The 19,339-nt window shown below is 71.5% G+C and carries 16 protein-coding genes; 3 read left to right on the top strand and 13 right to left on the bottom strand.

Annotated elements, in window-relative coordinates; all coding sequences use genetic code 11:
- Positions 1-105: 105 nt before the first annotated feature.
- From ACZ6RT_RS02295 to ACZ6RT_RS02275, 5 genes are all read right to left on the bottom strand, one after another.
- Positions 106-1,980: an ABC transporter ATP-binding protein gene (locus ACZ6RT_RS02295; RefSeq protein WP_399188469.1), complete on the bottom strand. Its 1,875-nt coding sequence runs from the start codon at positions 1,978-1,980 to the stop codon at positions 106-108.
- Between the two features lie 122 nt (positions 1,981-2,102).
- On the bottom strand, positions 2,103-2,930 hold the full coding sequence (locus ACZ6RT_RS02290) for an enoyl-CoA hydratase/isomerase family protein (RefSeq protein ID WP_399188467.1): 828 nt from the start codon (positions 2,928-2,930) through the stop codon (positions 2,103-2,105).
- Between the two features lie 136 nt (positions 2,931-3,066).
- Complete coding sequence (locus ACZ6RT_RS02285; protein ID WP_344903296.1) at positions 3,067-3,282, bottom strand: helix-turn-helix domain-containing protein; 216 nt, start codon at positions 3,280-3,282, stop codon at positions 3,067-3,069.
- Positions 3,283-3,396: 114 nt separating this feature from the next.
- On the bottom strand, positions 3,397-4,995 hold the full coding sequence (locus ACZ6RT_RS02280) for an ABC-F family ATP-binding cassette domain-containing protein (protein ID WP_399188465.1): 1,599 nt from the start codon (positions 4,993-4,995) through the stop codon (positions 3,397-3,399).
- A 311-nt stretch (positions 4,996-5,306) separates the two neighbouring features.
- Complete coding sequence (locus tag ACZ6RT_RS02275; protein ID WP_470151964.1) at positions 5,307-5,963, bottom strand: acVLRF1 family peptidyl-tRNA hydrolase; 657 nt, start codon at positions 5,961-5,963, stop codon at positions 5,307-5,309.
- A gap of 130 nt (positions 5,964-6,093) precedes the next feature.
- Here ACZ6RT_RS02275 and ACZ6RT_RS02270 point away from each other — a divergent pair, with 130 nt between their 5' ends.
- The 3 genes from ACZ6RT_RS02270 (at position 6,094) to ACZ6RT_RS02260 (ending at position 9,683) form a co-directional block, all read left to right on the top strand.
- Positions 6,094-7,239 carry an EAL domain-containing protein gene (locus tag ACZ6RT_RS02270; protein ID WP_470151962.1) on the top strand — a complete coding sequence of 382 codons (1,146 nt, stop codon included), beginning with the start codon at positions 6,094-6,096 and terminating at the stop codon, positions 7,237-7,239.
- 180 nt (positions 7,240-7,419) lie between these two features.
- Positions 7,420-8,781, top strand: coding sequence for an aminotransferase class V-fold PLP-dependent enzyme (locus tag ACZ6RT_RS02265; RefSeq protein WP_470151960.1), 1,362 nt, complete (start codon positions 7,420-7,422; stop codon positions 8,779-8,781).
- A gap of 50 nt (positions 8,782-8,831) precedes the next feature.
- Complete coding sequence (locus tag ACZ6RT_RS02260; RefSeq protein WP_470151958.1) at positions 8,832-9,683, top strand: siderophore-interacting protein; 852 nt, start codon at positions 8,832-8,834, stop codon at positions 9,681-9,683.
- A 136-nt stretch (positions 9,684-9,819) separates the two neighbouring features.
- Here the strand turns inward: ACZ6RT_RS02260 and hisG are convergent, their stop codons facing one another.
- The 8 genes from hisG to ACZ6RT_RS02220 all read right to left on the bottom strand — a co-directional run bounded on the left by hisG (position 9,820) and on the right by ACZ6RT_RS02220 (position 19,257).
- Complete coding sequence (hisG, locus tag ACZ6RT_RS02255; protein ID WP_399188455.1) at positions 9,820-10,665, bottom strand: ATP phosphoribosyltransferase; 846 nt, start codon at positions 10,663-10,665, stop codon at positions 9,820-9,822.
- 60 nt (positions 10,666-10,725) lie between these two features.
- Positions 10,726-10,989 (bottom strand): phosphoribosyl-ATP diphosphatase, encoded by a 264-nt coding sequence (locus ACZ6RT_RS02250; RefSeq protein ID WP_399188452.1) that lies wholly within the window; start codon positions 10,987-10,989, stop codon positions 10,726-10,728.
- A gap of 178 nt (positions 10,990-11,167) precedes the next feature.
- Complete coding sequence (locus ACZ6RT_RS02245; protein WP_470152125.1) at positions 11,168-13,594, bottom strand: glycoside hydrolase family 2 protein; 2,427 nt, start codon at positions 13,592-13,594, stop codon at positions 11,168-11,170.
- 56 nt (positions 13,595-13,650) lie between these two features.
- Positions 13,651-14,553, bottom strand: coding sequence for an ATP-binding cassette domain-containing protein (locus ACZ6RT_RS02240; RefSeq protein ID WP_470151955.1), 903 nt, complete (start codon positions 14,551-14,553; stop codon positions 13,651-13,653).
- A 42-nt stretch (positions 14,554-14,595) separates the two neighbouring features.
- Positions 14,596-15,537, bottom strand: coding sequence for an ABC transporter ATP-binding protein (locus tag ACZ6RT_RS02235; protein WP_399188448.1), 942 nt, complete (start codon positions 15,535-15,537; stop codon positions 14,596-14,598).
- Positions 15,538-15,550: 13 nt separating this feature from the next.
- A complete protein-coding gene (locus ACZ6RT_RS02230; protein ID WP_399188446.1) occupies positions 15,551-16,411 on the bottom strand; it encodes an ABC transporter permease in 861 nt (286 codons plus the stop codon).
- Positions 16,408-17,403: an ABC transporter permease gene (locus ACZ6RT_RS02225; RefSeq protein ID WP_470151952.1), complete on the bottom strand. Its 996-nt coding sequence runs from the start codon at positions 17,401-17,403 to the stop codon at positions 16,408-16,410. The genes ACZ6RT_RS02230 and ACZ6RT_RS02225 overlap by 4 nt, the downstream gene beginning before the upstream one ends.
- A gap of 72 nt (positions 17,404-17,475) precedes the next feature.
- Positions 17,476-19,257: an ABC transporter substrate-binding protein gene (locus ACZ6RT_RS02220; RefSeq protein WP_470151950.1), complete on the bottom strand. Its 1,782-nt coding sequence runs from the start codon at positions 19,255-19,257 to the stop codon at positions 17,476-17,478.
- Positions 19,258-19,339: the final 82 nt, after the last annotated feature.

The following is a 19,339-nucleotide window of genomic DNA, read 5'->3' as shown; positions in this document are numbered from 1 at the left end:
ATGATCTACACCATCGGCGCTTGAAGATCCACTCAGGGCCGTGCCCGGCCGTCCGGGACGGGCCCGGACGACCGGGCACGGACGGCGGGCGGCGTCCCGGTCCCGTCAGGAGGTCTCGCTGAACTGGGTGCGGTAGAGCTCGGCGTAGACCGTGCCCATGGCCAGCAGCTCCTCGTGGCGGCCCCGCTCGGCCACCCGGCCGTCCTGGACCACCAGGATCTGGTCGGCCTCGCGGATCGTGGAGAGCCGGTGGGCGATGACCAGCGAGGTCCGCCCGGCCAGCGCGACCTTCAGGGCCTGCTGGACGGCCGCCTCGGACTCGGAGTCCAGGTGGGCGGTGGCCTCGTCCAGCACGACCACGCGGGGGGCCTTGAGCAGCAGCCTGGCCAGCGCCAGCCGCTGCTTCTCGCCACCGGACAGCCGGTGGCCGCGGTCGCCGACCACGGTCTCCAGCCCGTCGGGCAGGTCCAGGACGAGGTCGGCGATCTGGGCGGCCCGCAGCGCGTCCCAGATCTCCTCCTCGCTCGCCTCGGGCCGCGCGTAGCGGAGGTTGGCCCCGATGGTGTCGTGGAACAGGTGGGCGTCCTGCATGACGACCCCGACGGTGTCGCGCAGCGAGGCCAGGGTGGCGTCGCGCACGTCCAGGCCGTTGACGCGGACCGCGCCGGAGGAGACGTCGTACAGCCGGGAGGCCAGGGCGGTGATGGTCGTCTTGCCCGCGCCCGAGGGGCCGACCAGGGCGACCATCTCGCCGGGACGGGCGGTGAAGGTGACCCCGCGCAGCACCTCGTGGCCCGGCCCGGTGTCGGGGCGGGCCACCGCCTCCAGCGAGGCCAGCGACACCTCCGAGGCCGAGGGGTAGGTGAAGCGGACGTCGTCGAACTCGACCGAGACCGGTCCCGGCGGGATCGGCTCGGCATCGGGCCGCTCGGCGACCATGGGCCGCAGGTCGAGCACCTCGAAGACCCGGTCGAAGCTGACCAGCGCGGTCATCACGTCCACGTGCACGTTCGACAGGCTCGTCAGCGGACCGTACAGGCGCATCAGCAGGGCGGCGAGCGCCACCAGGGTGCCCAGCTCGAAGACGTCGGAGACGGCCAGCACGCCGCCCACGCCGTACACCAGGGCGGTGGCCAGCGCGGCGACCAGGCCGAGGGCGGCGCGGAAGACCGTGCCGTACATGCCGACGGTGACGCCCACGTCGCGCACCCGGCCGGCCTTGCCTGCGAAGGCCGCGGCCTCGTCGGCCGGGCGGCCGTACAGCTTGGCGACCATGGCCCCGGCGACGTTGAACCGCTCGGTCATCATGGAGCTCATCTCGGCGTCGAGCTCCATCTGCTCGCGGGTGAGGCCGGACATCTTCCTGCCGACCCACTTGGCCGGCAGAATGAAGATCGGCAGCAGCACCAGGGCGACGACGGTGATCTGCCAGGACAGCACCAGCATGGCGCCGAGCACCAGCACCAGCATGACCACGTTGGCCACGACCGAGGACAGGGTGCTGGTCAGGGCCCGCTGGGCGCCGATGACGTCGGTGTTGAGCCGGGAGACCAGGGCGCCGGTCTGGGTGCGGGTGAAGAAGGCCACGGGCATCCGCTGGACGTGGTCGAAGACCTCGGTGCGCAGGTTGTAGATCAGGCCCTCGCCGATCCGCGAGGAGAACCAGCGCTGGGCCAGGGTGAGCGCCGCGTCGGCGACCGCCAGGCCCGCGATGACCAGCGCCAGGGCGATCACGACCCCGGTGCGCTTGGTACCGATGCCGTCGTCGATGATCGCCTTCATCAGCAGCGGGTTGGCGATGACGATGACCGAGCCGACCACGACCAGCGCGAGGAAGGCCGCGATGTGCCGGGAGAAGGGACGGGCGTAGCGGGCGATGCGCCGGACGGTGCCGGGTGCCAGACGCTCCTTGGTCACCGAGCTGTCGCGCCGCAGCGAGCGCATCATCTGGGGCCCGAAGCCCCCGCCCATCATCGTCATCCGGCCTCCTTCGTCGATGCGAGCACCGCGAGGGGCACGCCCATTCCCCGATCAGCTCCGGGCGAACACCCGGAGCCGGTGGGAACGCGACCCCCCGTACCCGTCCGGGGGCCACGCGGGGCCTACGCGGGGGCCTTGCCGCCCCCCTCCCCGAAGAGCGCCCTGATCCGTGCGGCCTGCTCGCGGCCCTCGGCCGCGGCCTGCTCGGTCAGGGTGCGGCCGGAGGCGCCCTGAAGCAGCCGCTTGGTCGCCGTCGCGGCGTCACGGTTCGTGGCCAGCAGCGCGGCGCTCAGGTCCCGTACGGCCTCGTCCAGCTCCTCCGGTGCCACGACCAGCTCGGCCAGCCCGATCCGCGCCGCCTCCTGTGCCCCCACGACACGGGCGGTCAGGCAGATCTCGATGGCCCTGGACAGTCCCACCAGGTCGACCAGCGGCTTGGTGCCGGTCAGGTCGGGGACCAGTCCCAGGGCGGGCTCCTTCATGCACAGTTTGGCGTCGTCCGCCAGGACCCGCAGGTCGCAGGCGAGCGCCAGCTGAAACCCCGCACCGATCGCGTGGCCCTGAACCGCTGCCACCGAGACGATGTCGGGACGCCTCAGCCAGAGAAAACCGCGTTGGGCCTGCGTCACCCGGTCGGCGAACGTCGCCTCTCCGAGTGCCGCCGAGGACGCGAACGACCCTTGCCCCGGTACCCCCTCCGGGGTGAACATCCTCAGATCGATCCCCGCCGAGAAGGACGGCCCCTCACCTCTGATCACGACGACCCTCACCTGCTGCGGCAGGCCGTCACCGATGTCCGCCAGGGCCGACCAGGTCGCGAACGTCTGAGCGTTCCGCTTGTCCGGCCGGTCCAGCGTGATCGTCGCGATCTCGCCGTCCACCTCGTAGCGCAGACCGACCTCCTTCAGAGAGATCTCCTCCGCACTCCCCCCGAACGACACTCCCACCATCGCCTCTTCTCCCGCCTTCCGTCTCCGCCTCGCCCGAGCCTATCGACTCTCCAGAATGAGGTTCTACAGGTCCGGGCGGGGACGGCGTCGGCGTGTGGGGGATCGAGCGGCTGCGGTCGCGCGTTCCGAGGCGGGGTCAGCGCTTTGACTTGCCTCGGGTGGCTCCGCCGCGCCCGCGCAGAGTCACACCGGACTCGCTCAGGATGCGGTGGATGAACCCGTATGACCTGCCGGTCGAAGCGGCCAGGGCGCGGATGCTCTCACCTGCGCTGTATCGCTTCTTGAGATCGGAGGCCAGTTTTTCACGATCGGCCCCGGTGACCCGGGTGCCCTTCTTCAGTGTGTCGGCCACGAGTACCTCCTGTAGTGCCAGACTTCCGCAGCGTTACACACGCCATGATCAGTCATTTCAGCGAGATCGGCTACCTACTCCATGGGAAAAGATCCGTACCCGCTCAAATTAAGATCAGGCAAGTGCCACAAGATCGGAAAATTCCTCGCTCCACGCGTCTTCGATTCCGTCAGGCAGCAAGATCACCCTATCGGGCCGTAGAGCCTCCACAGCACCCTCATCATGCGTGACGAGCACAATCGCCCCAGAATAGGACGTTAGTGCCGAAAGCACCTGCTCCCTGCTGGCCGGGTCGAGGTTGTTGGTGGGCTCGTCCAGGAGCAGCACGTTGGCCGCGGACAGCACCAGCGTGGCCAGCGCCAGCCGCGTCTTCTCCCCGCCGGACAGCACCCCCGCCGGCTTGTCCACGTCGTCGCCGGTGAACAGGAACGAGCCCAGGACCTTGCGCAGCTCCACGTCGGGAAGCTCTCCCCCGGCCGAGCGCATGTTCTCCAGCACGGTGCGCTCGGGGTCGATGGTCTCGTGCTCCTGGGCGTAGTAGCCCAGCTTGAGACCGTGGCCGGGCTTGACCGCGCCGGTGTCGGGCTGCTCGATCCCGCCCAGGATGCGCAGCAGGGTGGTCTTGCCCGCGCCGTTCAGGCCCAGGATCACGACCCGGCTCCCCCGGTCCACCGCGGCGTCGACGTCGGTGAAGACCTCCAGCGAGCCGTACGACTTCGACAGCCCCTCGGCCATGATCGGCGTGCGCCCGCACGGGGCGGGCTGGGGGAAGCGCAGCTTGGCGACCTTGTCGCTGCGCCGCTCCACCTCCAGGCCCGAGAGCAGGCGCTCGGCGCGGCGCTGCATGTCCTGCGCGGCCTTGGCCTTGGTGGCCTTGGCGCGCATCTTGTCGGCCTGCGACATCAGGGCCGAGGCCTGCTTCTCGGCGTTGGCGCGCTCACGACGCCTGCGCTTCTCGTCGGTCTCCCGCTGGGCCAGATAGGCCTTCCAGCCGACGTTGTAGGTGTCGATCACCGCGCGGTTGGCGTCCAGGTGCAGGACGCGGTTTACCGTCGCTTCAAGAAGTGACACGTCGTGGCTGATAATGATCAAGCCGCCCTGGTGAGATCGTAAAAAATCACGAAGCCACCCGATTGAGTCTGCATCTAGGTGGTTTGTCGGCTCGTCAAGAAGGAGAGTCTCCGCCCCGCTGAACAGGATCCGAGCCAGTTCCACCCGCCTGCGCTGCCCTCCGGACAGGGTCTCCAGCGGCTGGCCGAGCACCCGGTCGGGCAGGCCGAGGCTGGAGGCGATGGAGGCGGCCTCGGACTCGGCGGCGTACCCGCCCAGCACGTGGAGCCGGTCCTCCAGGCGCCCGTAGGCGCGCACCGCGCGGTCCCGGGTGCGGTCGTCGGCCGAGGACATGCCGAGCTCGGCCTCGCGCAGCTCGTTCAGCACCTGGTCGAGCCCGCGGGCCGACAGGATCCGGTCGCGGGCCAGCACGTGCAGGTCACCGGTACGGGGGTCCTGGGGCAGGTAGCCGACCTCGCCGGTGATGGAGACCGTGCCGCTCGCGGGCATCCCCTCCCCGGCGAGCACCCGGGTCAGCGTCGTCTTGCCGGCCCCGTTGCGGCCGACGAGCCCGATCTTGTCGCCCGGGTTGACCCGGAACGAGGCACCCTCGATGAGCAGCCGCGCGCCGGCCCTCAGCTCGATGTCAGAAGCTACGATCATGGTTGGAGAACACTCCCAGCAGGAAATACACAGGTCCGCTTCACTGTGGCCGAACCCGCCGCGCCCTGTGTCTCCCGGCTCTCGGCTCGGCCGTCTCGCCTTCGTCGGACGACGGTCAATCGGGAGTGCGCATACCGATCAGTGTACGGCGCGTCACCGGCCCTCTTCTCCTCCATTGATGGAGGACCTCACCCGGACGGTCGATGGTGGCCCTCACCCGGACACGGCCCGATCACGCGGAACCGGCCGTCCCCGCGCGGCCCCGGCCCTACGGGACCGGTCGTCCCGGTGCGGACCCGGCCGGGCGAGGGCTAGGCGGGGTCGGTCACCCGGATGCGGACCGCGCGGAACTGGGCCGGGGTGTCCTTGAGCACCACCAGCCGCGGGTCCGGGACGGTCAGGAAGGGCTCGGCCTCCAGCGCGAAGACCGGCGCCAGCCTGCGGTCGGGCCGCAGCGCGTCCACCGCCCGCCGGTCACCGCCCAGCACCACCGCCTCCAGCCCGTCCACGTACGGGACCAGGATCCGCAGCGCCACCTCGGCCGCGGCCTCGTGCGCCTGGTCCACCTGCTTCTCCCTGCGCCGGGCGAAGCGGCGCTGGGACCAGCCGCCCGCGGCGCTGCGTCCGTGCACCTGCCGCGAGCCGACCTTGGAGGAGACCAGCTCCTCCCCCTGGAAGATCCCGGCCGCGTGACCGCCCAGCCGCACCAGCAGCACGCCGATCCTGCGCTCGGTGCGCACGTGGGTGACCAGCCGGCCCAGCGGCCCGCCCCCGGAGCCGGTCAGCGGCGGGAAGGGCACCTGGCACTCGGCCACCGCGCCGTCCGCGCCCGCCAGCCGCACCACGCCGGGCGAGGCCGTCACCTCCGGCGGGCCGTGCCGGTCGACGAAGCCGTCGATCCAGCGGTTGAGCCGCTCGGGTGCCACCGAGACCCAGCGGCCTCCCCCCTTGGCCGGTCGCGACGTCATGGAACGAGACACTACCGGGCGCCCCGGCGAGCCCGCGATCTCACCGAACGATCACAACGGATGGCGAAATATCGGTGAACATAACTGTGCGTCACTTTCGTGACGGTAAGGGATGCTCCATGATCTGAACGTGACGACCAGAGCGCACACCGTCCCGCACACCCCCGCGCCGCCCCTGACGGCACCCGCCGGGGCCCCGGCGGGGACGCCGGGAGCGGCCCCGGCGGGCGTCACACCCGTCGTCGACCTCGACACCGGGGGCGTCATCGCGCTCCAGGCCGACGGCGGGCACCGGGGGAACATCTCCTCCACCGTCGAGACGGTACGCGCCCTGGCCGGGGGCGACGTCCCGCTCCCGCTGCTGCTGACCCTGCCGACGTCCGCGGTCATCGGCGGATCGGCTGCGCTGGCACCGCTGCACGAGGCCCTGCGCGCGTCCGGCCGGCGTCCCCGCGAGGTGATCCTCACCGTGCGCGGCGACTTCGCGCAGTTCGAGCGCGGCTCCCTGCTCACCGGGCTGGACGGCCTGCGCGCCATCGGCTACCTCATCGCGGTGGGCGAGCTGGGCTGCGGCCACATCCCGCTGGACCTGCTCGCCGACGCGGTGCCGTACCTGGCGGTGCTCTCCCGCGACCTGGTCGCCCAGGCGGCCCGCGACCCGCGCCGCGCCGCGATCGGCGAGGGCCTGGCCGCCCTCGCCCGCGGAACGGGGGCGCACGTGCTGGCCCCCGGGGTGAACGACGAGGCGCAGCTCGCCGCGGTCCGCGGCTGGGGGGTACGGCTGGCGCACGGGCCGCTGCTGACCCCGGGCCCGTCCGGCCGCGTGCGCGTGCCGCTGCCCGTCGTCGAGCCGAAGGCGGCGGGGGCCGCGCTCGGCCCGCGCGTCCAGGAGTTCCTGCTCCCCGCGGTCACCCTCCCGCAGGAGGCGAGCGCCGAGGCCGTGGTCAACGCCTTCGGCGGCGAGCCGTCGATCACCAGCGTGATCCTCGTCGACGAGTACCAGCGCCCCACGGGCAGCCTCGACCGCAGCCGCTTCCTGCTCTCCATCGCCGGCCGCTTCGGCCACGCCCTGCACGGCAGGAAGCCGGCCGGACGGCTGGCCGACCCGGCCCGCACGGTCCCCAGGACCACCCCGGTGATCGCGGCCATGCAGGTCGCGGGCCGGGACGCCGAGCGCGTCTACGACGACCTGGTCGTCACCGACGAGGTCGGCCGCTGCATGGGCGTCGTCCGGGTCGCCGACCTGATCCGCCAGGTCGCGGCCATGCGCCACTGACCCTCCGGAACGCTCCATCGCCCGCGCCCGTCGTTTCACCGTGTCGGCGCCTTTACGTTGTAGATTCATTACGGCGCCCCTTGGCAGGCGCGCATGATCCCGATAGGAAGGGGCGTACAGGGCAGAAGGTCACGGTCAGGACGGCGATCGGGGCCGCGGGCGGGGCGACAGGGGCACGGCATGGACCATCAGGGACCTGGCGTCGGACGGCGCGGGCTGCTCGGGGCCGGGCTGCTGGGCGCGGGGGCGCTGGCCGGGGCCGCGCTGACCGGCTGCACCTCCGACGCCGCCTCCCCTCCCCCCGACCCCGCGACCGGGAGGCGGCCGCCGCCCTTCGACCCCCAGGACTGGGAGTCGGTACGCGCCCAGTTCCCGCTCGACCCCTCCCACGCCCAGTTCGCCGCCTACGTGCTGGCCGCCCACCCGGCACCGGTGCGGCGGGCCATCGAGGAGCACCGGCGCGGCCTGGACACCGACACCGACGCCTACCTGCACGGCGAGGACCGGGAGGACGCCGTGCGCGAGGCCGCCGCGGCCTACCTGGGCGCCGACGCCCCCGACGTGGCGCTGACCGACAGCACCACGATGGGCCTCGGCCTGCTCTACGGCGGCATGCGGCTGCTGCCGGGCCAGGACGTGCTCACCACCGAGCACGACTTCTACGCCACCCACGAGAGCCTGCGGCTGCTCACCGCCAGGACCGGCGCCCCGGTGCGCAGGGTCCGCCTGTACGACGACCCGGCCACGGCCTCGGCCGCCGAGATCGTCTCCCGGCTCAAGGCCGGGCTCGGCCCCAGGACCCGGGTGGTGGCGATCACCTGGGTGCACTCGGGCACCGGGGTGCGGACACCGGTCAGGGCGATCGCCGACATGATCGCCGAGGCCAACCGGGACAGGGACGCCGCCGACCGGGCGCTGCTCTGCGTGGACGGGGTGCACGGCCTCGGCGCCGTGGCCGACGAGGCCGCGGAGCTGGGCTGCGACTTCCTGGTCGCGGGCACCCACAAGTGGCTGTTCGGCCCCCGGGGCACCGGCGTGCTGTGGGGACGGGGACGGGCCTGGGACGCGATGCTCCCGGTGATCCCCACCTTCTCCGGCAGGCTCGACCTCCAGGCCGGCGACGAGGCCGGGCGTTCGTACCGGCCGTACGGGCCGGGCGGGCTGGTCGCCACCCCGGGCGGCTACCACAGCTTCGAGCACCGCTGGGCGCTGAGCGAGGCGTTCGGCTTCCACCGGGCGATCGGCAGGGAACGGGTGGCCGCCAGGATCACCGAGCAGGCCACCCGGCTCAAGGCGGGACTGGCCGCCCTGCCCAACGTGCGGCTGGTCACCCCGGTCTCCCCCGAGCTGTCGGCCGGGCTGGTCTGCTGCGAGATCGACGGCGTGGACGCCCCGGCCGCCGCGGGCAGGCTGCGCAGGGAGCACCGGATCGTCACCAGCGTCACCCCCTACCGGGAGGTCTACCTGCGCTTCGGTCCCGGGATCGTCACCACCCCCGAGCAGGTCGACCAGGCCGTCAAGGCCGTCGCCACCCTCCGGTGACGTAAGGTGAGACTTAGGCTTACCTAACTCGTACCCCCGGGAGTGACCACATGGCAGACGACAAGGCTGAACGCCCCGCGCGGAAGGTGACGACCGGCCGGGTCCTGCGCACCGAACGGCTCACCCCGCACATGATCCGGGTGGTGCTCGGCGGTGAGGGCCTGGCCGGTTTCAGCGCCGACGAGTACACCGACCACTACGTGAAGCTGCTGTTCGCCCCGGCCGGGGTGAGCTACCCGCAGCCGTTCGACATGGATGCCGTCCGCCGCGACCTGCCCCGCGAGCAGTGGCCCACCACCCGCACCTACACCGTCCGCCGCTGGGACGCCGAGGCGGGCGAGCTGACGATCGACTTCGTCCACCACGGCGACAGCGGCCTCGCCGGGCCGTGGGCCGACCGGGCCCGGCCCGGCGACGAGCTGCACTTCTTCGGCCCCGGTGGCGCGTACACCCCGGACCCCGAGGCCGACTGGCACCTGCTCGCCGGTGACGAGAGCGCGCTGCCGGCCATCGCCGTCGCCCTGGAGCACCTGCCCGCCGGGGCCCCGGCCTGGGCCTTCATCGAGGTCGCCGGTCCCGAGGAGGAGCAGCGGCTCGACTCCCCCGGCGACGTGAAGATCGTCTGGCTGCACCGGGGGGACGCCCCGTACGGCGAGGCGCTGGTCACGGCGGTCCGCGAGCTCGACTTCCCCGACGGCGTCGTGCACGCCTTCGTGCACGGCGAGGCCGGTGCCGTCCGCGACATCAGGCGCCACCTGCGCACCGAGCGCGGCATCCCGCTGTCGCGGCTGTCCATCTCGGGCTACTGGCGGCTGGGCCGCGACGACGAGGCGTGGCGCTCCTCCAAGCGCGAGTGGAACGAGCAGATCGAGGCCGAGGAGGCCGCGGCCCTGTCCTCCTGAGTCCTCCTGAGCCCTTCTGGACCCGGTCGCCACCGGGCCGGACGCGCCGGGCCGGGCGTCACCGGCCCGGTCGTGCCCGGCACGGCGCGCCGGATGCGACGGGCCGGACGGGTCGCGTCGGGTCGGACGCGAAGCGTCAGACGCGGCAGGCGAAGATGGCGGTCACCAGGATGGCCTTGGCGCCGATCTCCGAGAGCTCGTCCATGATCTGCTGGTGTCCCTTGCGCGGCACCATGGCGCGGACCGCGACCCAGCCCTCCCGGTGCAGCGGGGAGACCGTCGGGCCCTCCATGCCGGGGGTGAGCGTGATGGCCTCCTCGATCCGCTCGGCGCGGATGTCGTAGTCCATCATCACGTAGTCGCGCGCCATCAGCACGCCCTGCAGGCGGCGGATGAGCTGGCGCAGGCCGGGCGTCTCGGCCGCGCCGACCTGCTTGATCAGCACACCCTCGGACTGCGCGATCGGCTCGCCGAAGACCTCCAGGCCGATGTTGCGCAGCGTGGTGCCGGTCTCCACGACGTCGGCCACGGCGTCGGCCACGCCGAGCCGGATGGCGGTCTCGACCGCGCCGTCCAGCTTGATCACCCGGGCCTCGACGCCCCGCTCGGCGAGGTAGGACTCCAGCAGGCCCGCGTACGCGGTGGCGATGCGCCTGCCCTTGAGGTCGGCGACGGAGTCGAAGTCGCCGGGGTTGGCGGCGAAGCGGAAGGTGGAGCGGCCGAAGCCGAGCGGGATGAGCTCCTCCACCTGCGCCCCGGAGTCGTGCAGCATGTCACGGCCGGTGATCCCGGCGTCCAGGGTGCCCTCGCCGACGTAGACGGCGATGTCCTTGGGACGCAGGAAGAACAGCTCGCAGGAGTTCTCCGGGTCGACGACCACGAGCTCCTTGCTGTCCTTGCGGGCCCGGTATCCGGCTTCCTTGAGGATCGTCTGGGCACCCTCGGTGAGGGCGCCCTTGTTGGGTACGGCGAGACGGAGCATGACGGGTTTCCTTAGGTGTGGACGGGATCTGCCTGCGAGACCGGAGCCGGGCGCACCGGCTCACAGATGCTTGTAGACCTCGTCCAGCCCGATCCCCTTGGCGATCATGAGGACCTGCACGTGGTAGAGGAGCTGGGAGATCTCCTCGGCCGCCCGCTCGTTCGACTCGTGCTCGGCCGCCATCCAGCTCTCGGCGGCCTCCTCCACGACCTTCTTGCCGATGGCATGGACCCCGGCGTCCAGCGCGGCCACGGTGCCCGAGCCCTCGGGCCGGGTGCGCGCCTTTTCGGACAGCTCGGCGTACAGCTCTTCGAAGGTCTTCATGATCTCTCTCGGCGTCGTCGGATGTGCGCGTCAAGCCTAACGGGCCGCCCGGCCTCCGCGTGTGCGGGTCCACGCTCCGGGACGCCGCAGGTCCGCCGATCGGGCGGCCCCGCCGGTGATCCGGGGCCGCCCGGTGACCGGACACGGGGCCGCGCCCCGGGCGGGCCGGGCGGGCCGTTCAGTCGTTGACGCAGCGCAGGACCGGGCGGGTGACGAGCGCGGCCGGGTCGAGCGCGCGTTCGGTGGCGACGTGGAAGGTGACGCTCTCCCCGGGGAGCAGCGTCACCAGCATGTCATCGACCGAGGCGGCCGGGTCGAGACGGTCGGGGAACAGCGCCAGCTCGCGCAGGAGGGTCACGGCCGTGACGGTGACGTCCAGACCGCCCCGCACCGGGGTCACCTCGGTACGGTGGGCCGCGGCCGGGAAGGCGACCCGGGTGTCCTCGGCGAAGAACGAGACCGCGCGCCGGTCGCCCAGCCGGGCCAGCAGCAGCTCGGCCGCGGGATCGCCCGGGACCGCGACCGGGCCGGGCAGCGGGATCGTGGCCACCGAACGGGGGCCCACCTCGACGACGGACGTCTCCTTGGCCAGCGGCTCGCCGTCCAGGCCGAGCCGCAGCAGCTCCAGCTCGCCCGCCCACGGCTGCGGGCCGTCGTTGATCACGACCACGGCGCCGTCGACGACGCTCAGCAGCCGGTCGTCGTAGACGCGGCGCAGCGCGTACCACAGCGGCTTGCGCCGCCCGGCGCCGTCGACGGCCGACCAGGAGGTGACCGGCCAGCAGTCGTTGAGCTGCCACAGAATCGTGCCCGAGCAGTACGGGGCCAGCGCGCGGAAGCGCTCGATGCCGTGGACGACCGCCCTGGCCTGGTTGAGCTGGGTCAGGTAGTGCCAGTCGTCGTAGGCGCCCGGTGCGGGCAGGTGCTCGCCCAGGCCGCGCAGCAGCTTGGCGTTGCCCTCGTGCGCCTTCTGGTGGTGCAGCACCAGGGGCGCGTCCGGGGCCAGCTCCCCGCTGACGGCGGCGCGCAGCGTGGCGTGCACCGGCGGGCCCTGGAAGCCGAACTCGGCCACGAAGCGGGGCCGGTAGTCGCCGTAGCGGGTGTAGTCCTCGCGGTTCCACACGTCCCAGATGTGCAGGGTGCCGCGCGAGGGGTCGTTGGGCGGCAGGTCGGGGTCGCCGGAGTAGGGGCTGCCCGGCCAGTAGGGACGGGTGGGGTCCAGCCCGGCCACGACCGCGGGAAGCAGGTCGTGGAAGAAACCCGCCCCCCAGGTGCGCTCGCCCAGGCTGTCGCGCCAGCCCCAGTCGGCGTGTCCCTCCAGCACCTCGTTGTTGCCGCACCACAGCGCCAGCGAGGGACGCCAGGCCAGCCGGGCGACGTTCTCGCGCGCCTCGGCCTCGACCTCGGAGGCGAAGGGCTCCTCCTCGGGGTAGGCCGCACAGGCGAACGGGAAGTCCTGCCAGACGAGCAGGCCCAGCTCGTCGGCCAGGTCGTAGAAGTCCTCGCTCTCGTACAGGCCGCCGCCCCAGACCCGCAGCAGGTTGACGTTCGCGCCGACGGCCTGGCCGAAGCGCTCGGCCAGCCGCTCGCGGGTGATCCGGGACGGGAAGCAGTCGTCGGGAATCCAGTTGACGCCGCGCACGAACACCGGCACGTCGTTGACGACCAGACTGAAGGCGTCGTCGGCCCGGTCCAGCCGCACGTCGCGGAAACCGATCAGGCCCCTCCACCGCTCCCCGCCTTCTTGGGACCTCCCGGGCGTCTCGGGCGTCTCGTCGCCGAGGCCGACCGTGAGCTCGTGGCGGTGCGGGGCGCCGTACCCGCGCGGCCACCAGCGCTCCGCGTCCGGGACCCGCAGCGTCAGGACGGCCTCGCGCTCGCCCGGCGCCGGCCGCACCTCGCACCGGACGCCCGCGACCGAGGCCGTCACGACCACCGGAGTCCCACCGGGCGACGAGGGCCCGCCGGAGTGCTCAAGGGTGACGTGCACCTCGACCAGGCCGTCCGGCCCGTCGGTGCGCACCAGCGGCCGGACCCCGGCCAGCCGGGTCCCGCTCCACGAGTGCAGCCCGATCGGCCGCCAGACGCCGGAGGTGACCACGGCCGGTCCCCAGTCCCAGCCGAAGTTGCAGGCCATCTTGCGGATGAACTGGTACGGCGCCTCGTAGGCACCGGGCCGCTCCCCCAGCTCGGCACGGCGTGCCTCGGCGTAGGCCACCGGGGAGTCGAAGCGGACCCGCAGCGTGTTGCCGCCCTCGCGCAGCAGCTCGCGCACGGGCAGCCGGTAGGAGCGGTGCTGGTTGGCCGTGGACGCGACCCGTACCCCGTTGAGCTCGACCGTGGCGACGGTGTCCAGGCCCTCGCAGACCAGGTCGGCGCGCTCGTGCCCGTCGTCGTGCCAGTCGAAGACCGTCTCGTACTCCCAGGCCGAGCGGCCGATCCAGGTCAGCCGGTTCTCGTTGTCGTCCAGGTAGGGGTCCTCGATGAGCCCGGCGGCCAGCAGGTCGGTGTGCACGCACCCCGGCACCGTGGCCGGGACGCCGGAGACGTCCCCGTCCACCTGGCGCAGGGTCCACCCGTCGTGCAGCGGACGGTAGGTGCTCAACCCGGTGCTCGGCTCGGTGCTCAACCCGGTGCTCAACCCGGTGCTCGGCTCGGTGCTCAACTCGCGCTCCTCAGCGATGCGGTCCCGGCGTCGGCGCGCCGGACGAGATGGCCGGGCTCGGCCTCCACCAGCGCGGAGGCCCCCTTCCGGTCGTCCGGCTCGGGCACCTCGGCGGACCCGGTGTCCTCCTCGCCGCCCCACCGCGCGGTCAGCCTCGGCACCGACGACAGCAGCCTGATCGTGTACGGGTGCAGGGGGTTGCCGAAGACGGCCGCGGTCGAGCCCGACTCGACGACCCGCCCCCGGTAGAGCACCACGGCCCGCTCGCTGATGTAGTTGCCCAGCGACAGGTCGTGGGTGACGAACAGCACGCCCAGCCCGCGCGCCTTGAGGTCGGCGAGCAGGTTGAGCACGTCGATCCTGGTGGACGCGTCCAGCATGCTGGTGATCTCGTCGGCGACCAGGTACCGCAGGTCGAGCAGCAGCGCCCTGGCGATCAGCAGGCGCTGCAGCTGGCCGCCGCTGAGCTGGTGCGGGTAGCGGCCCAGGATCTGGCCGGGGTCGAGGCCGACGTCCTTGAGAGAGGTCTCGATCCTGCCCTGCCACTCGGAGTCGGCGACGCCGGGGAAGTACTCGTTCCTGATCATCGCGAGCACCCGGTCGGCCTTGAAGACCGGGTTGTAGCAGCTGAACGGGTCCTGGAAGACGCCCTGCACGTGCCGGTAGTACGCCTTGCCCGGCCTGGCCCGCTCGCCGTCGAGGGTGATCCTTCCCTTCGTCGGGGAGAGCAGCCCGAGGACCGCCTTGCCGAGGGTCGTCTTGCCGCTGCCGCTCTCGCCGATGAGGGAGACCACCTCCCCCGGTGCCAGGTCGAGGCTCACGTCGTCGACGGCGGTGAGGGTGGAGGTGCCGAAGGCACCGACCCGGTAGGTCTTGGTGACCCCTTCGAGGCTCAGCATCGTCTCACTCCTGCGGGCGCGTACGGGCTCGGCGCGGGCATGTCAGGCCTTCCAGCAGGCGACGTGGTGGCCGGGGGCGACCTCGATCGGCGGGGGTTCCTCGGCGCACCGCTCGAAGGCCAGCGGGCAGCGGTCCCGGAACCGGCAGCCCGTGGGCGGGTCGAGCAGCGAGGGCGGCCTGCCGGGGATGCCCGACAGCCTGCGCTCGGCGTGCCGGACACCGACCTCGGGCAGCGAGGAGATGAGCATCCGGGTGTACGGGTGGCGCGGCTCGCTGACGATCACGCCCGCCGGGGCCTTCTCGGCCAGCTTCCCGGCGTACATGATCATGATCGTGTCGGCGATCTGGTAGGTCAGCGAGATGTCGTGGGTGATGAAGATCATGCTGCGGACGAAGCCGCGGTCCCGGAACTCCACCAGGGTCCTGGCCACGGCCTTCTGGGTGGACACGTCGAGCGCGGAGGTGATCTCGTCCGCGATCAGCAGGGACGGGTCGAGCAGGGTGGAGATGACCATCACCATCCGCTGCTTCATCCCGCCGGACAGCTCGATCGGGTAGCGCCCGAGCACGTCGCGCGGGAGCTCCACCAGGTCCAGGCGGCGTTCCAGCTCGGCGAGGTCCAGCTTCTCGCCTCGGGAGGCGAGCAGCTCGCCGACCATCTTCCCGATCTTCCGGGTGGGGTTCATCGCGCTCATCGAGTACTGCGGGATGAGCGACACCCTGGCGAAGCGGAAGCGGTTCATCCGGCGGTCGTCGCCGATCGGCAGCTCCTCGCCGTCCAGCTCGGCGGTGCCCCCGGCCAGCCGCATCCGGCCGTCCATCCTGATCAGGCTCTTGCCCAGGGTCGTCTTGCCGCACCCGGACTCGCCCGCCAGGCCGAGGATCTCGCCGTCGGCGACGTCGAAGCCGACGCCGTCGAGGGCCTTCACCTCACCGCGCAGGGTCCTGTAGTGGACCCTCAGGTCGCGCACGCTCAGGGTCATGTGCTCTCCTCCACTACAGCTCCCTCAGCCGGGGGTTGAAGACCTCGTCCAGGCCGACGTTCATCACGTACAGGGCGCCGACGATCGCGGTGATCCCGGCGCCGGGCGGGATGAACCACCACCACATCCCCAGGTGCAGGGCGCTCCAGCGGGCCGCGTTGTTGAGCATCAGGCCGAGCGAGATGCCCTGGCTGGGCCCGAGCCCGATGAAGTCGAGCGAGGCCGCGATCAGGATCGACCCGCCGAACAGCAGGATGAAGGTCATGAAGAGGTACGAGTTCATGTTGGGCGCGATCTCGCGAGCGATGATCTTCCAGGTGCGCACCCCGCTGAGCCTGGCCAGGTCCACGAAGTCGCGCGAGCGCAGCGAGAAGGTCTGGGCCCTGATGGCCCTGGCCGCCCACGGCCAGGAGGTCAGGCCGATGAACAGCGCCTGCACGCCCACGCTGCGCACGCCGAGGTAGGCGTTGACGATCAGCAGCACCGCGAGCGCCGGCAGCACCAGGACGATGTTGGTGAGCATGTTCAGCACCTCGTCGACGATCCCGCCCCGGTACCCGGCGGTGAAGCCGATCGTCATGCCGATGATCGCGGCCAGCCCGCCGCCGAGCGCCCCCACGATGAAGGTGGAGCGCAGCCCGTAGACGAACTGGGCGAAGATGTCCTGGCCGAACATGGTGGTGCCGAACCAGTTCTGCGCCGAGGGCGGCGAGGCCGGGGCGGCGACGTAGGCGTTGGGGTCCTGGCCGCCGAGCAGCGGGGCCGCCGCGGCCAGGAGCAGCAGCGGGACCAGCACGGCCAGGCCGGCCAGCAGCTTGCCGTTGCGGACCGCGAAGTACAGGCCCTCGCGCCGTCGCGCGGGAACGGCCGTCACGTCGCCTCCCCTCCCATGCCGATCCTGGTACGCGGGTCGACCAGGACGTAGACGATGTCGATGACGAAGTTGGCGACCAGCACGCCCACCACGATGAACAGGAAGGCACCCTGGAGCAGGAAGAAGTCCTGGTTCTGGATCGCCTTGAGGATCAGGTGGCCCAGCCCCGGATAGGAGAAGACGATCTCGGTGACCAGCGCCCCGGCCACCAGCACGCCCAGCTGCAGGGCCAGGCCGGTGATCTGCGGCAGCACCGCGTTCCTGAACGCGTAGCGGCGGATGAGCCTGCGCGGCGCGCCGAGCGAGGCGAGGTAGGTGGAGTAGTCCGCCTCCAGCTCATAGATGATCATGTTGCGCATGCCGATGGCCCAGCCGCCGAACGCGACCAGGAACAGCGAGGCGAACGGCAGGAACCAGTGCAGCGCCAGGTTCCCGACGAACTCCCACGACCAGTTGGGCCGCATCGAGAAGCTGTAGCCGCCCGAGACGGGGAAGATCCCGGCCACCACGCCCAGCCCCCAGGCCAGCAGGATGGCCAGCCACATGTACGGGGTGGCGGTCAGCACGTACCCGATGGGCAGCGCGGTGTTGTCGAGCCACTTGCGCCGGGCCGCGAAGGCGCCGAACCTGTTGCCCGCCCACCAGCTCAGCAGGATCGACGGGATGAGCAGCGCCAGCGTGTACGGCACCGCCCGCATGATGAGGTCGGTCACCGGGGTGGGGAACACCCAGATGCTGATCCCCAGGTCCCCCCGGAACAGCGCGGCCCAGAAGTTGCCGTACTGCTGCCACAAAGGCAGGTCGAGGCCGAACAGTGCGGTGTAGTGGGCGCGCATCGCCTCCACCGCGGCCGGCTGGGACACGTTGGCCCGCGACAGCATGCTCTGCACCGGGTCGCCCGGCATGAAGCGCGGGATCATCCAGTTGACGGTGACGGCCACCAGGAAGGTCAGCCCGTAGACCAGCAGTTTCCGGCCGAAGTAACGTCGCACGCGATCCTCCAGAATCGGCGAGATGGGCCCCCTCCCGCGCGCCGGGCGCGGGAGGGGGCGAGGATCGCGGGGTCAGCCCCCGGCCGGCTTGATCTCGGTCAGCGTCAGCACGCCGCCCAGCTCCAGCCAGTTGCGCCACATGGTCGGCGGGCTCTTGGGGGTGCCGGGGGCCGAGGAGGGCCAGTTCGTCCAGACCGCGGTGCTGGTCTGGGCCCACAGGCCGTTGTACCAGAGGGGGATCACCGGCAGGTCGTCGAGCTGGATCTTCTGGATCTCGGAGGTGACCTTCTTCATGCCCTCGACGTCGTCGACCTTCTTGCCGTCGAGCTCCTGGACGAGGTCCCAGGCCTTCTTGTTCTCGTACCGGCCGAAGTTGACGGTGTTCTGCTGCTTGTTCACCGGGAGCTGGAAGATGTAGTCGTAGTACATCCAGGGGGTGTTCGACAGCTGCCGCTCGTTGTTGAGCACCAGGTCGAACTTGCCGGAGGAGCGCTGGTCGACCAGCGCGTTGAAGTCGGGGAAGTCGGCGGTGAGGTCGATCCCTGCGGCCTTGGCGCCCTCGGCGATGACCCGGCTCGCCTCCATCCAGTCGGTCCACCCGGCCGGGACGATGAGCTTCAGGGACGCCTTGGAGCCGTCCTTGTTCTCCACGAGCCCGTCGCCGTCGCGGTCCTTGTACCCGGCGTCGGCCAGCAGCTTCTTGGCCTTGGCGGTGTCGAAGGAGAACCCCTTCTCGCTCACCACGGCCTGGTCGACGTACTTGTCCCACTGCGGCAGCAGGCCGGTGGGGCTCGCGGCCTTGACGAGGTTGCCGTAGACGCCCTCGACGATCTTCTTGGTGTCGATGGCGTTGGCGATGGCCTTGCGGAAGGCCGGGTCGTCCAGCGGCTTCCTCTTCGTGTTGGGGACCAGGAAGGCGGTGTTGGCCGAGAGCATGTACGGCGGCTCGGGGAAGTACGTCTGGATGCCGAAGTCGCCCTTGACCAGGTTGGCCACGCCGGGCAGGAAGTTGTTGCTGAGGTCGAGGCCCTTCTGCAGCAGCAGGCCCATCGCCACCTCGTTGCTGGAGTTGACGATGTCGACGACGTACTTCGGCTTGACGTCCTTGCCCAGCGCCTTGGTGGCCCACCAGCCGTCCCGCTTGACCCAGGCCATCCGGTCCTGGTCGTGGCTGTGGTAGGCGTACGGCCCGGTGCCGACCGGCTTCTCGTTGACGCCGTTCATCACGTCGTCCTCGGAGCGGCCCTGCCAGATGTGCTTGGGGACGATCGCGTTGTTGTAGACCCAGTTGGCCCACTGCTGGTGGTTGGCCTTGGAGAAGGTGAACCTGACCGTGTTCGGGTCGACCGCCTCGGCCTTCTCCAGCCAGCCCCACAGGTTGGCGTAGGGGACGGTCTTCATCTTGCCGAGCTCGACGGTGAAGACCACGTCGTCGGCGGTGAACGGCTTGCCGTCGGCCCAGGTCACACCCTGCCTGAGCTTGAGCTCGTAGGTGTCCTCACCGGTCCAGGTGCCGCTCTCGGCCAGCCAGGGGGTGAAGGTGTCGTTCTGGGGGTCGTACAGGAAGAGGGTCTCGTAGACGAGTCCCTTGGTGCCGGTGGCCGAGTCCCAGGTGCGCAGCGGGTTCCAGTTGGCCGGGGGACCCCACTGGGTGCCGCTGGTGTACAGGGTCTCGTTGCGCGGGAACGCGGCGTCCGCCGCGCCCGGACCCGCAGGGGCCGAGGGGGCCCCGGCACCGCCCGACGCCGGGGGCGCCCCCGAGGGGGCCGACGGCGTGGTGGAACCCCCGCTGCATCCGGCGGCGGCCAGGCAGGCCGCCGTCCCGAGGACCGCGAACCTTCGTCGAATCCGCATTGGACAGTTCTCCTCTCCAGCATGGGAGCGCTCCCAACCGACCAGACGCGACCGCATGCGCTTGCTGAACCGGATAAGTATC

The organism is Streptosporangium sp. NPDC050148 (genome assembly GCF_055586505.1).
This window is presented reverse-complemented; position numbering and strand designations above follow the sequence as displayed.